This is a genomic window from Stenotrophomonas sp. 1337, from assembly GCF_031455455.1.
GTDB lineage: Bacteria > Pseudomonadota > Gammaproteobacteria > Xanthomonadales > Xanthomonadaceae > Stenotrophomonas > Stenotrophomonas indicatrix.
On the sequence record NZ_JAVDSR010000006.1, the window covers coordinates 20360 to 32760 of the forward strand.

Genomic DNA, 12401 nt, shown 5'->3' on the forward strand with positions numbered 1-12401 from the left:
GCACAGGGCAGGCTGCACCCGGGGCCGTTACCATCGCGCGAAACCCCGGTGACGGCCTGCACATGGCCGCTACCCCTGTTCGGAGATGGTGCTGGATGAAAACCTGGATCGGAGGAGCCGTGCTGCTTGCGTGCACGACCATGGCCAATGCGGCGACCCCGCAGCAGCTGCAGGACCTGGATGCGACCGTGGAGCGCGTGCGCGCGCAGTTCGACGTGCCCGGCATCGCCGTGGCCGTGGTCAAGGACGGGCAGGTGGTGCTGGAACGCGGCTGGGGCGTGCGTGAGCTGGGCAAGCCGGCGCCGGTCGAGGCCGATACCCTGTTCGCCATCGCCTCCAACACCAAGGCCTTCACTGCCACCTCGCTGAATCTGCTGGCCGAGGACGGCAAGCTGAAGATGGACGACAAGGTGATCGACCACCTGCCATCGTTCCGCATGTCCGATCCGTTCGTGACCGGGCAGATGACGATACGAGACCTGCTTTCCCACCGCAGTGGCCTGAGCCTGGGCGCAGGCGACCTGCTGTTCTGGCCGACCACCTCCTACAGCAATGCCGAAGTCGTACAGCGCCTCGGCCAGGTGCCGCTGAAGGGCGGTTTCCGCGAGCGCTATGCCTACGACAACATCCTGTATGCAGTCGCCCAGCAGGTGATCGAGCACGTCTCGGGCATGAGCTACCAGCAGTTCCTGCAGACACGCATCTTCGACAAGGTCGGCATGGCCGGCACGCGCTACAACGCCGATCACCTCAAGGCCGGCGACAATGCTGCGGTCGGCCACGCCAAGTACGATTTCAAGGACCTGCGCACCGTTGCACCGTTGACCTGGTCGAACAATGCCGGTGCCGGTGGCATCTATTCCAGTGCCCACGACATGGCGCGCTGGATGCAGGTGCAGCTGGCCGAAGGCAAGCTGGCCGATGGCACTGCGCTGTTCACCGCCAAGAGCCAGCAGCAGATGTGGCAGATGATCACGCCGCAGACGATCCCGGCGCCGAGCGTGCCGGAGCTGGCACCGGCGCGGGCCAACTTCGCCGGCTATGGCGAGGGCTGGAGCCTGAGCGACTATCGCGGGCAGAAGCTGGTCTGGCACACCGGTGGCTGGCCGGGCATGGTTTCGCGGCTGACCCTGGTGCCGGGCGAGAAGCTGGGCGTGGTGGTGCTGACCAACCAGGAAGTGGGTGCGGCCTTCAATGCGATCACGCTGAGCGTGCTCGATGCCTACCTTGGCGGTGAAAAGCACGACTGGGTGGATGCCTATGCCAAGGGCGTGGCCAAGGGCCAGGACAAGGCCGACGAAGCGTGGGCCAAGCACCAGGCCGAGCGTGACAAGGGCAGCAGGCCGTCGTTGCCGCTGGCCGGGTATGCGGCCACCTACCGCGACCGCTGGTATGGCGACATGGTGGTGACGGCGGAAGGCAAGGGCCTGCGCCTGCGCTTTGCGAAGACCGCACAGCTGAGCGGCCGCCTGGAGCACTGGCAGCACGACACCTTCATCGTGCGCTGGGACGACCGCTCGCTCAATGCCGATGCGTTCGTCAATTTCAGCCTGGACCCGGACGGAAAAGTGCGCGAGGTGCGCATGCAGCCGATCTCGGACCTGACCGATTTCAGCTTTGATTTCCAGGACCTGCTGTTCACGCCGGTGAAATGACGCCGCCGGGCGCGGCGCTACCGTTTGGCCGAGCGGACGGGTAGCGCCGGACCACGTCCGGCGAGCGCGTAGCGCGGTTGCAGGCGATCCGCCGGGCATGGCCCGGCGCTACGCGGAACCGGTGGTGATCGTCGGCCGGCGTACACACGCGGCGTGGGATACTCCGCCGGCTATCGATGGCGAGGGAATGCGATGTTCCGTTGGTTTGAATCCCTGATTCCGGTGTTTCCGCCCATTGACGGGCGCATGCCGCCGCGCACCGTGGTGCCGTTCTACCTGCACTACCTGCGGCCGGTGTGGCCGGTGCTGCTGGCCACCCTGGTCGCCGGCCTGCTGCTGGCGCTGGTGGAAGTGGCGATGTTCGATTTCCTCGGTCGCATCGTCGACATGGTTGCCGAGCAGCCCGGCGCGGACTTCTTCCAGCGCCATGCCGATACCCTCGGCTGGATGCTGTTCATCACCGTCATCGCGCGCCCGATCCTGGTCGGCCTGCACAACCTGCTGGTCAACCAGGCCATCGTGCCGGGGCTGAGCAATCGATCGCGCTGGCTGATGCACAACTACGTGGTGCGGCAGAGCCTGAGCTTCTTCCAGAACGACTTCGCCGGCAGCATGGCCAACCGGGTGATGCAGACCGGTACCTCGCTGCGCGAGTCGGCGGTGCAGATGGTCGATTCGCTGTGGTACATCGTGGTCTATACCGGCACCGCGCTGTACCTGTTCGCGCAGGCCGACTGGCGGTTGATGGTGCCGCTGATCCTGTGGCTGCTGGCCTACGTGGTGATCATGATCTACTTCGTGCCGCGCGCGAAGGAACGGGCCTGGATCGCCTCGGAGGCGCGCTCCAAGGCGATGGGACGCATCGTCGATGGCTACACCAACATTCCCACGCTGAAGCTGTTCGCCCATGGCGGCCGCGAGCAGGCCTACGTTGCCGATTCGATCCAGGAGCTGGCGGTCAAGCACCGCGCGCAGACCCGGATCACCACCGGCATGGACCTGACCATCGCCATCGTCAATGGTTTCCTCATCGCCGGCACCTGTGGCCTGGCACTGTGGCTGTGGAACGGCGGACACATCACCGTCGGCGCGATCACCCTGGCAACCGGCCTGGTGATCCGCATCCACAACATGTCCGGCTGGATCATGTGGACCATCAACGGCATCTTCGAAGACATCGGTACCGTGCAGGATGGCATCACCACCATCGCCCAGCCGCTGACCGTGCAGGACCGCGAGGATGCGGTGCCGCTGCAGGTGACTCGTGGCGGTGTGCACTTCCAAGATGTCCATTTCCACTACGGCAAGAAGGGCGGCGTGATCGCCGGCCTGGACCTGGTGGTGAAGCCGGGCGAGAAGATCGGCCTGGTCGGCCCCTCCGGTGCCGGCAAGTCGACGCTGGTGAACGTACTGCTGCGGCTGTATGACCTGGAAAGTGGTCGCATCCTGATCGATGATCAGGACATCGCCTACGTCACCCAGGAAAGCCTGCGCCAGCAGATCGGCGTGGTCACCCAGGACACCTCGCTGCTGCACCGTTCGATCCGCGACAACCTGCTGTACGGCCGTCCCGATGCGACCGACGCGCAGCTGCGCGCGGCCGTGGCCAAGGCGCGCGCGGAGGCCTTCATCGACACGCTGGTCGACGGGGAAGGGCGTCGTGGCTACGACGCACACGTCGGCGAGCGCGGGGTGAAGCTGTCCGGTGGCCAGCGCCAGCGCATCGCCATTGCCCGTGTGCTGCTGAAGGACGCCCCGATCCTGGTGCTGGACGAGGCGACCTCGGCACTGGACTCGGAAGTGGAAGCGGCCATCCAGGACAACCTGGACGAGCTGATGGGCGGCAAGACGGTGATCGCGATCGCCCATCGCCTGTCGACCATCGCGCGCATGGACCGGCTGGTGGTGATGGACCAGGGCCGGATCGTCGAGACCGGTAGCCATGCCGAGCTGATCGAGGCCGGTGGACTGTACGCGCGCTTGTGGGCACGGCAGACCGGTGGTTTTGTAGCCGCGGAGCAATGACCAACACCGCACGGTGGATGCGCAACAGTAGATCCACGCCATGCGTGGATGCTGTGCCACACGGATAAAGAAACGGCCCGGGTTTCCCCGGGCCGTTCCCATTCAACTCACACCCGATCCCTCACTCGATCGGCTGGTCCAGCATCAGCTGGCGTGCGAAGCGCACCGGCGGTGCGCCGTAGGACAGCATCTGGTCGTGGTAGGCCTTCAGGTTGAACTTGTCACCCAGCTTGTCCTGCATCGCCTTGCGGGTGTCGAAGTGTTCCTGCGCACCGACGAAGTAGGTCGGCAGCTGAGCCGAGGTCAGCTGCGCACGCACCCACTTGCCCGATGCTTCGCTTTCCTGCTGGAAGGCGTCGTGGGTCATCAGGTGCATCGCCTTCTCGCGATCCCAGTTGTCCACGTGCACACCCTGGTCGAGGATCGCGTTGGAAATCGTGCGCAGGTAGAACTTCAGCTGCACCAGGTGGAACAGCGGGTCGTTGTTGAGGTACCCCTGCTCCTGCATCATGCGCTCGGTGTAGACCGCCCAGCCTTCGGCGAACAGGCCCGAGCGCAGCACCGCGCGCAGGGTGGAGGGGAACTTGGCCGAATGCCAGCCTTCCAGATAGTGGCCCGGGGTGCCCTCGTGGATGCTCAGCAGGTGGATCATGCGCGAGTTGTATTCGCGCAGGAACGAATCAACCTGCTTGTCGTTCCAGTCGTCCGGAATCGGCGAAACCGCGTAGAAGGTCTTCAGGTTCTTGTCCAGCGGGCCCGGCGAATCGCAATAGGCCACGGCCACGCCACGCTGGAATTCCGGCATCAGGATGATGTCCACCGGCGCGTCGGGCAGGGTCATCAGGTCGTGCTCGCGGACGAACGCAGTGGACTGCTCCAGTGCGGCCTTTGCGTCGTCGACCACCTTGTCGCGCGCCGGCTTGTCAGCGTAGGCCAGCTCCAGCGCGGCCTCGATCGCCTTCTGCTGCTGTTCGTCGGTCGGCTGCGCCGGCATTTCCGGTGCGCCCGGCTTGTCCTTCAGCACGGTCTGCGCGATGCCGTACATGTCCTCGCGCACGCGCTTGAGTTCGGCGCGTGCACGCTCACCGATCTCCTGCCGCGACAGCGAGGAATTCAGCGCGAACTTGAGCTTCTGGTCGTACTTTTCCGCACCGATGCGGAAGTCACCCTTGGCGTTCGGCACCAGGGTCTTGTCCAGCCAGGTCTGCTGTTCGTCCACCGCCTTCTTCAGGCCGTCGATGGCGGCCTGCAGGCGCTGCTGGTCGGCCTGCGGCAGCTCGCCGATATGCGGGGTGATGAAGGTATCGACGATGCTGAGGATGCCCTTGTTCTGCTTGGCCACCGTCTCGGCATGGATCTTCGGCACGCGTGCCGGATCCAGGTTTTCGCGGGCCTGGGCGAAGATCGCCGGCAGTTTCTCCATGCGCGCGGTGGCCGCCTTCAGGCGCTCGGGCAACGGCGCGAACTCGCGTGCCATCAGGCCGTAGATCGCGCTGCCGGCAACGCCGTTGTACAGCTGCGGATCCCACTTGCCGGACTGCATGACCTCGGCATTCCAGATTTCCGACTGCAGCTGGTTGCGCAGGATCGCTGCATCCACCTGGTTTTCGCGGCCCAGCTTGGCCACCTCGATCTTGTCCAGCTCGCCCAGCAGGCCCTTGTAGGCGTCCACGGTCTTCTGCTGGCCGGCCGCGCTCAGGTCGTCGATCTCGCTGTCATAGCGGTGGTCGCCGATCTGGGTGGCGCTGACCGGGGACAGCTGCATCCAGGTATCCAGGGCACGCTTGGACAGGTCGGCGAAGGCGGCGTCGACCGCCGCATCTCCGGCCTGCTGCCTGGCGGCCGGGGTGGAACCGTTGGTCGGGGCATCGGCCGGCTGGCAACCGGCGAGGGCGGCGACGAGGGCGAGGGCAAGAAGATGCGGGCGCATCGGCATTCCTGTACGGGGTCAATCCTCGAGCATAGGCCCCCGGGGCTGCTTTGTCCCCGTGCCATAGGATTACCATGGGTGCATACAAGGACTCTCCAGCGGAGCGCGGGACATGGAATACCAGGGAAGCTGCCATTGCGGCAGGATCGCATTCACCGTGCAGGCCGACGCCCCCATCAAGGACGTCATCGACTGCAACTGCTCGATGTGCCGCCGCCGCGGCAGCCTGCTCTGGTTCGCCCCGCGCGAGGCGTTCCAGCTGGGCACCGATATCGCCGACGTGGCGACCTACCAGTTCAACACCCATAACATCGATCACCATCACTGCCGCGAGTGCGGCACCGCGCCGTACAGCGAGGCGGTGGACCCGCGCAGTGGCCAGCCGATGGTGGCGATCAACGTGCGCTGCCTGCCACAGGTCGAGCTGGGTGGGCTGTCGATCACCGCGTTCGACGGAGCCTCGCGATGACGGCGCCTCGCGTGTGGACGCGCGTGGTTATCGTGCCGGCATTGCTGCTGGCGCTGGCGGCCTGTGCCAAGAACGGTGAGCGAGCGCAGGAGGCCGGCGCAGTCGCTGCCGATGCCGATGCCGCTGTCGCTTCGCCGGAAGGCGCTTTCCTGGCCTACGAGCACGATGTGCAGGTGCAGCTGGAAGCAGCGCAGATCGCCCCGCGCATCCAGCAGGTCGCACAGGCGTGCCAGAACGCGAAGTTCGGTGAGTGCGCGGTGCTGCAGGTGGATCAGCGCAGTGGCGAACAGCCCAGTGGCGAAGTCAAGGTACGCATCGCGCCGAAGGGCGTGGAATCGCTGATCGGCCTGGCCGGCGAGGGCGGCAAGCTGCAGGCGCGCAACACGCGTGCCGAGGACCTGGCCCAGCAGGTGGCCGACACCGCGCTGACCAAGGCTCGGCTGGAGAAGGAGCACGCGCGGCTGCTGTCCTACCAGGACCGCAGCGATCTGAAGATCGAGGATCTGATGGCGATCACCACGCGCCTGTCGGAGATCGAGGCGGGTGTGGAGCAGGCCAACAAGGACGCCGCCCAGCAGCGCAGGCGCATCGATACCCAGCTGGTGACGATGCATTTCGACACCACCTCGGGCCAGCGCAGTCGCAGCGAGATCGGCGAAGCCCTGAGCGAGTCGGGCAGCATTCTCAGCACCAGCGTGGCATTTTTGATCCGTGCCGCGGCCGCTTTGCTGCCGGTGGGCGTGGTGGCGCTGGTGATGGCCTGGATCGTCCGTGCGCTGATCCGTCGCCGACGCCGCAAGCTCTGATCGAACCGCGCCGCGTATTCGCCGGGCATGGCCCGGCGCTACCGGAGCAGACGGCGCATGGCCGACGCTACCGACGTGCCTCGAGCATCGGGTAGCGCCGGGCCATGCCCGGCGGACGCTCAGCCTTCGTCGGTCTCGTATTCGACGAACACATCCAGTTCCAGTGCCAGTTCCTGCACCGCATCGCGCACTTTCTGCGCGGTGCTCTCGTTGCCTACTTCCACTTCCAGTTCGTGGGTGCCCGGGCCGATGTCGTCGGACAGCCCGGCCGAGCTGGAGTCATCGTCGTCCATGTGCGGCATCAGGTCGTCGGTCTCTTCGACGTGTTCGATGCCTTCCAGGCCGAGCAGCAGGTCGCTGATCGCGCGGGCATCATCTTCGGTTCCGGTAATTCTCAGTCGCAGCAGGGCCATGGCGGAAGCACGTTGTGGGGTTCGCCTGCAGCCTAGCCAGCGCTGGGCAAAGATCGGGTGAGGGCGCAGTCAGCCGGGTGTGCTCGGGCGGCCCAGCAGGCTGCCCGGCAACGCCGGCACCGGCGTGCGCTCATCCGCTGCCTGGCCCAGCAGCCAGTCGATGAACAGCCGTGCGGCGGGGCTGGGCGATCGCCCTTCGGCATGCACCACGTAATAGGCATAGCGTGCCTTCAGTGCAGGGCCAGGCAGGCGTACCAGCTCATAGCGCTGCAGGTACGGCTGGGCGACGTGGGTGCGCGCCAGCACCGCGCCCATGCCGTACACCGCCGCGCGCATCGCATCGGTACTGTCGGCAAAGGTGTGCATTGCCGGCAGCGGTGACGGCGGACGCACGCCGGCATGGCGGAACCAATCGCGCCAGCCTTGTGGTGACAGATCGCTCAGCAGCGGCAGCTCGGCGATGCGTGCCGGGTCCTGCAGCGTTTCGACTCCCGGCAGCGCCGGGGACGCGACGGGAAACAGGTTGTCGTCCATCAGGTGCTGCGCATGCAGTCCCGGCCATTGGCCCAGTCCGTAGCGGATGCCGACCTCCGGGCCGTTCTCGTCGTAACGGTCCAGGCCACTGCCAGTGTGCAGCTCGATGCGGATGTGTGGATGGGCCTGGGTGAAACGCGGTAGCCGTGGCAGCAGCCAGCAGTACGACAGCGAGCGCAGCGTCGCGATCCGCAGCGGCACGCTGTCCGCGTCCGGCTGCAGATGGTGGGCGACGGCGGCGACATCGGTGAACGCCGCGCTGGCGGCGTCGGCCAACTGCCGGCCTTCGGCGGTCAGGCGTACCCCGCGTGCATGGCGCAGGAACAGGCGCGTGGCCAGCACCTCTTCCAGGCGCCGCACATGGTGGCTGACCGCGCTGGCGGTCAGATGCAGTTCCTGCGCGGCCTGGGCGAAGTTCTGATGGCGCGCAGCGACCGCGAAAACGGCCAGGGCGGGAAGCAGGGAAGGGCGTAGCAGCATGTCCAGCCTCAAACCATATTTGTGGCTGGCAGCGATACTACGCGCTTGTGCAGCGGGCGTCTGCGGCTGATCCTGTGTGGCCGGAACAGCGCCACGATGACGAACGGACAGAGCACATGAATGCGATACCCCAAGCGACCGAGCGTGATTGGCGCACACCGCTGGAATTGACCCTGCTCGGCGCGATCTGGGGCTGCTCGTTCCTGTTCATGCGGGTGGCGGTGCCTTCATTCGGGCCGTTCGCCCTGGTCGAGGTACGGCTGGTGCTGGGCGCACTGGTGTTGCTGCCGTTCCTGTGGCGCGCACGCGCGCAGTTCCCACCGTGCCGCTGGTTGTGGTTGGCGCCGATCGGCCTGGTCAATTCGGCATTGCCGTTCGTGCTGTTCGCTTACGCCGCAGAGCGTGCGCCGGCGGCCATCGGTGCGATCTGTAATGCGATGACGGTGCTGTTTGCCGCACTGATCGCCTTCCTGTTCTTCGGCGAGAAGATCGGGGTGCGCCGTGCCGGCGCGCTGCTGGTGGGGTTTGCCGGCGTGGTGGTGCTGGCCACGGCCAAGATCTCGGGGCTGAGCATCGGCACGGCCGTACTGGCCGGTGCCGCCGCCTCGCTGCTGTACGGCCTGGGCGTGAACCTGGTGAAGCGGCACATGACCGGTCTGCCTTCGGCTGCTGCCGCCGCTGCCACGTTGTCGTGCGCCTCATTGTGGTTGTTGCCGATGGCGCTCACGCATCTGCCGCAGGGTCCGATCCCAGGCAAGGCATGGGGCGCGGCGATCGCGCTGGGCGTGGTCTGCACCGGATTCGCCTTCCTGATGTTCTATCGCCTGATCGGCCGCATCGGCCCGTCGCGCGCGTCAACGGTGACCTATCTGGTTCCGCTGTTCGGCGCTGCGTTCGCCTGGCTGTTCCTGGGCGAGCCGGTGACGCTGCAGATGCTGATTGCGGGTGCGTTGATTCTCGGTAGCGTGGCGGTGAGTCAGAAGGGCTGACGGCGCCGACGCAGCGTCGTCCGACACACTGGTAGTGCCGGGCGCTGCCCGGCAGCCTTTTCCCGCGCCTGCGGGGAGGCGTCACTTTCTTTGCTCGTGCAAAGAAAGTAACCAAAGAAACACGCCGCCAGGTCGCGAGCCGGTGCTGCGCACCGGTGCCCTGCGCTCCTCGGTCCGTCGAGGGGCGGCGCGCAGAAGTCAGCCGACTAACAGTCGGCTCTACAGGACATCGGCGCCTCTTCGCCCTCGCCGGACCTGCGGTGCTCGGCTCGCTCAAGGCGGACTGGAAGGTCAGGACCAACAGCAAGAGCATCCACGCATGGCGTGGATCTACTGGGTGCAGCTGCGGCCTTTGATCTGGGTCCGCCTTGAGCGAGCCGAGCATCGCAGGGGACCGACGTGCGAAGCACGGCAGCTCGCGACCGGCGGAACGTTTCTTTTGGTTACTTTTCTTTGCGTACAAAGAAAAGTAACGCCCATGAACGGTGAAGCACCTTCAGCACGCGTCACGCGAGGAAAGCATCACCGCACCGGCACCGGAATATTGCACAGGTCGATATGCCCGGCCGGGCGCTTGTAGAAATCATCCACGCGGTTGCGCCGCGCTTCGACCGTATCGGCGAAGGTCTTTGAATCCGTGCGCAGCACCTGGATCGGCGTGCGCTCGGCCGCGGGCACGTCACTGGCGCGGCGGATCGACACGATCGGTGTGCGCAGCTTCGGGTCGGTGTAGAAACCCATCGGTGCCGGTCCACGCTGGATCGCACTGAGCAGTTCCATGCCCTTCAGCACGCGGCCGACCAGGGTGATGTTGCGGTCCAGCTGGCGCGGCGACTGGCCAGTCACCACGTAGAGTTCTGCACCGATACTGCTGTCTTCCTCGTTGCTGCGGCCCGCACCCAGCATGCCGTAGCAGTGCGCCAGCCAGGCCTTGCCGGCCTGCGGGTCCTGGCCGACCGGGAAGCCGTCGACGAAGCCGGTCTGTGCTGCCCATCCATCGCGGTCGGGCAGCACGCTCACCTTCAGGCCAGCGCTGGCGCGCTCGAACTCGGCCGGCAGCTTGCGCTGGGCGCTGCCGAACGGCTTGGCCTTGGCGGCATCGTCGGCGTCGGCATCGCCGAACTGCACCACGAAGTTGTCCTGCGAGCGGTAGATGCTGGTGCCGTCCCAGAAGTGCTCGTGGGCGAAGGTCTGGATGTTGGCGACATGGCGCGGGGCAAACTGCGGCGCCAGCTCGATGATCACCCGCCCGGCCGGCAGGTCCATGTACAGCAGGTTGGCCGGGTCCGGCGTGCGCCAGTCGCTGGCCGCGGAGGCATCAAGGATCTGCTGCGGGCTGCGGTAGGGCGTGGCTGCGCTGGCCATTGCGGGCAGCAGGCAGGCCAGGGCAAGGGCGGTCAGGGCAAGGCGTCGACGGTGCGGCATGGGATCCCCGGAACATGAACGAGATCTCGATTCTGCGCGAGAGTGCGTGCCTGCGCCACGGTCGCGTGCTGGCCGTGTCCATGTACGTGCGGCACGATGGTCATTCTCCTTAATGGAAGCAGATGATGTTGATACCGCATCCGGAGGCCCCCGAAGCCGCACTGAGCGCCAGAATCGACCAGATCCTGAAGGCGTTCGTCGATGAAGGGGGGAATCGTGTGCATTGGTTGCAGACGTTGTCGCCACGTGGGCTGTTCGATCTTGATGAGCGTCGGCGCAGTTGGTGGGCTGCCAACGATGATGGCCTGCTCGCCTGCCTGAAAGCCTGTGCAGCGGCGCCGGTTACTGTGCAGACGGCGGCACTGTTCCTTGCGGGCTCGGATGGCAATGGCCGCACGCGTGAGGCCGCGTTGCAGATGATGCGCTCGGTGCCCAGCCATTTGACGTTGTCCTGTGCCTTGCTCCGCTGCAATGACTGGGTGGCTGAAGTGCGTGCGGCGGCGCAGGATTGCGTGATGTCCCTGCTCGGGCAGTGCGCGGTGCAGCACGTACTGGCGGCCTGGCCGGTCGCCGTGCGCCTGCGCCATTCCCAGCGCGTTGACCGGGCGTGGCTCGAGGGCACCCTGTTCGCCTGGTTGTCATCGCCCTCCAGCCGCATAGTGCTTGAAGGACTGCTGGGCCATCCCGACGCACGCACCCGGCTGATGGCCTACGCCGTTGCCCTGCACAGTCATCCGGATCGGGCAGCGTTGCGCGTGCGCGCGATTCTGGACAGTGATCCGCACATCTCGCACCTGGCACTTGCCGATCTTCTGCACCACGGTGAGCCTGCGGATGTCGAGGCGAAGTGCACGCTGGCATTGTCCGCGCCTGCGAGCGGGGTACGTAGTGCCGCGTTACGTGCGCTGGTCGAGCGCGAGGTGGCCGGCTTGGATGCGCACATCGAAACCGCGGCATTCGACCGTTCGAGAGGCGTGCGCCGGTTGGCGATGTGGCTGCTCCAGCAGCGGCAGGCCACGCCGGCCATCGCGTTGTGGCGAGACGAGCTCAAGCACCGTCGACGCGCGCGATGGCGCGAAGCATTGGAAGCGCTGGCCGATCACGCCGAGGCAGAGGATATGCCTGCATTGCGCGCCTTGTTGCCCCAGGTATCGGCGCGCCATCAGCGCAACTGCCTGCGCGGCTGGGTGCGGGCCGAGGGCGGTGCCCGTCTGGCATTGCTGCGCGAGGCACTGGAAAAGCCGGGGCGGACCGTGAATGCGTTGCTGGCCAGCGCCACCGTGCTATGGGCGGCAGAGCTGGACCCGCCGCGCCTGCTCGCCTTCTGCCACGACGGTCCTTCGCCGGTGGCACAGGCTGGCCTGCTCGGGCAGCTGACCCGGCTGCCCTTGTGGCAACACCTCGACCTGCTGCTGGATGCGGTACCGCAGCGCGAGGATGAACGTGCCTGGCACCTGCGGCTCGTGCATGGCTGGCTTCGGGTGAGCGGGCAGTACTCGCCGCTCGGGGCCGCCCGTCGGCAGGCCCTGCTCAGCCGGCTTGAAGAGGGCAGGCACGCTTTGCCGCAGAACGTTGCGGCCCAAGTGCGGGCGGCCGTCCATCATGCCTGAAGGCCCCTTTCCGCACCGCAGGATGACTAACGACACATTCGCTATACCGAACTTCGCACTACTGT

General features: G+C 66.3%; 11 protein-coding genes. 6 read left to right on the forward strand and 5 right to left on the reverse strand.

Features of this window, described 5'->3' with window-relative positions:
• The first annotated feature begins 95 nt into the window (after positions 1–95).
• Together J2X70_RS10260 and smrA are read left to right on the forward strand one after the other, a co-directional pair.
• Entirely contained in the window at positions 96–1655 is a 1560-nt protein-coding gene (locus J2X70_RS10260) for a serine hydrolase (RefSeq protein ID WP_059063573.1), read from the forward strand.
• 192 nt (positions 1656–1847) lie between these two features.
• A complete protein-coding gene (gene smrA / locus J2X70_RS10265) occupies positions 1848–3680 on the forward strand; it encodes a multidrug efflux ABC transporter SmrA (protein WP_025877703.1) in 1833 nt (610 codons plus the stop codon).
• Between the two features lie 121 nt (positions 3681–3801).
• Here smrA and J2X70_RS10270 read toward each other — a convergent pair whose 3' ends face one another.
• Complete coding sequence (locus J2X70_RS10270) at positions 3802–5610, reverse strand: DUF885 domain-containing protein (protein ID WP_309910229.1); 1809 nt, start codon at positions 5608–5610, stop codon at positions 3802–3804.
• A gap of 112 nt (positions 5611–5722) precedes the next feature.
• On the opposite strand from J2X70_RS10270, the gene J2X70_RS10275 reads away from it, so the two are divergent.
• Together J2X70_RS10275 and J2X70_RS10280 are read left to right on the forward strand one after the other, a co-directional pair.
• The gene (locus J2X70_RS10275) at positions 5723–6079 is read left to right on the forward strand and encodes a GFA family protein (RefSeq protein ID WP_099783365.1); all 357 of its coding nucleotides are present in this window, start codon (positions 5723–5725) and stop codon (positions 6077–6079) included.
• A complete protein-coding gene (locus J2X70_RS10280; RefSeq protein ID WP_309910231.1) occupies positions 6076–6885 on the forward strand; it encodes a DUF4349 domain-containing protein in 810 nt (269 codons plus the stop codon). The genes J2X70_RS10275 and J2X70_RS10280 overlap by 4 nt, the downstream gene beginning before the upstream one ends.
• 119 nt (positions 6886–7004) lie before the next feature.
• On the opposite strand, the gene J2X70_RS10285 is transcribed toward J2X70_RS10280, so the two are convergent.
• Together J2X70_RS10285 and J2X70_RS10290 are read right to left on the reverse strand one after the other, a co-directional pair.
• On the reverse strand, positions 7005–7298 hold the full coding sequence (locus J2X70_RS10285) for a hypothetical protein (protein ID WP_025877698.1): 294 nt from the start codon (positions 7296–7298) through the stop codon (positions 7005–7007).
• Positions 7299–7367: 69 nt separating this feature from the next.
• Positions 7368–8312, reverse strand: coding sequence for a LysR substrate-binding domain-containing protein (locus J2X70_RS10290; protein ID WP_309910233.1), 945 nt, complete (start codon positions 8310–8312; stop codon positions 7368–7370).
• 116 nt (positions 8313–8428) lie between these two features.
• Between J2X70_RS10290 and J2X70_RS10295 the strand changes: the two genes are divergently transcribed.
• Entirely contained in the window at positions 8429–9301 is an 873-nt protein-coding gene (locus J2X70_RS10295; protein ID WP_309910234.1) for a DMT family transporter, read from the forward strand.
• Between the two features lie 522 nt (positions 9302–9823).
• On the opposite strand, the gene J2X70_RS10300 is transcribed toward J2X70_RS10295, so the two are convergent.
• The gene (locus J2X70_RS10300) at positions 9824–10726 is read right to left on the reverse strand and encodes a peptidylprolyl isomerase (protein ID WP_099842186.1); all 903 of its coding nucleotides are present in this window, start codon (positions 10724–10726) and stop codon (positions 9824–9826) included.
• Complete coding sequence (locus J2X70_RS10305) at positions 10699–11313, reverse strand: hypothetical protein (protein WP_309910238.1); 615 nt, start codon at positions 11311–11313, stop codon at positions 10699–10701. The genes J2X70_RS10300 and J2X70_RS10305 overlap by 28 nt, the downstream gene beginning before the upstream one ends.
• Here J2X70_RS10305 and J2X70_RS10310 point away from each other — a divergent pair.
• Positions 11299–12336, forward strand: a complete 1038-nt coding sequence (locus J2X70_RS10310) for a hypothetical protein (protein WP_309910240.1) — start codon at positions 11299–11301, stop codon at positions 12334–12336. The two genes, J2X70_RS10305 and J2X70_RS10310, sit on opposite strands and share 15 nt — an antisense overlap.
• Positions 12337–12401: the final 65 nt, after the last annotated feature.

Bases quoted from the DNA above. Each gene is read 5' to 3' on its own strand.
- J2X70_RS10260 (WP_059063573.1), top strand. From the start codon at position 96: ATGAAAACCTGGATCGGAGGAGCCGTGCTGCTTGCGTGCACGACCATG.
- smrA (WP_025877703.1), top strand. From the start codon at position 1,848: ATGTTCCGTTGGTTTGAATCCCTGATTCCGGTGTTTCCGCCCATTGAC.
- J2X70_RS10270 (WP_309910229.1), bottom strand. From the start codon at position 5,610: ATGCGCCCGCATCTTCTTGCCCTCGCCCTCGTCGCCGCCCTCGCCGGT.
- J2X70_RS10275 (WP_099783365.1), top strand. From the start codon at position 5,723: ATGGAATACCAGGGAAGCTGCCATTGCGGCAGGATCGCATTCACCGTG.
- J2X70_RS10280 (WP_309910231.1), top strand. From the start codon at position 6,076: ATGACGGCGCCTCGCGTGTGGACGCGCGTGGTTATCGTGCCGGCATTG.
- J2X70_RS10285 (WP_025877698.1), bottom strand. From the start codon at position 7,298: ATGGCCCTGCTGCGACTGAGAATTACCGGAACCGAAGATGATGCCCGC.
- J2X70_RS10290 (WP_309910233.1), bottom strand. From the start codon at position 8,312: ATGCTGCTACGCCCTTCCCTGCTTCCCGCCCTGGCCGTTTTCGCGGTC.
- J2X70_RS10295 (WP_309910234.1), top strand. From the start codon at position 8,429: ATGAATGCGATACCCCAAGCGACCGAGCGTGATTGGCGCACACCGCTG.
- J2X70_RS10300 (WP_099842186.1), bottom strand. From the start codon at position 10,726: ATGCCGCACCGTCGACGCCTTGCCCTGACCGCCCTTGCCCTGGCCTGC.
- J2X70_RS10305 (WP_309910238.1), bottom strand. From the start codon at position 11,313: ATGGCGCAGGCGCACGGCGACCGGCCAGGCCGCCAGTACGTGCTGCAC.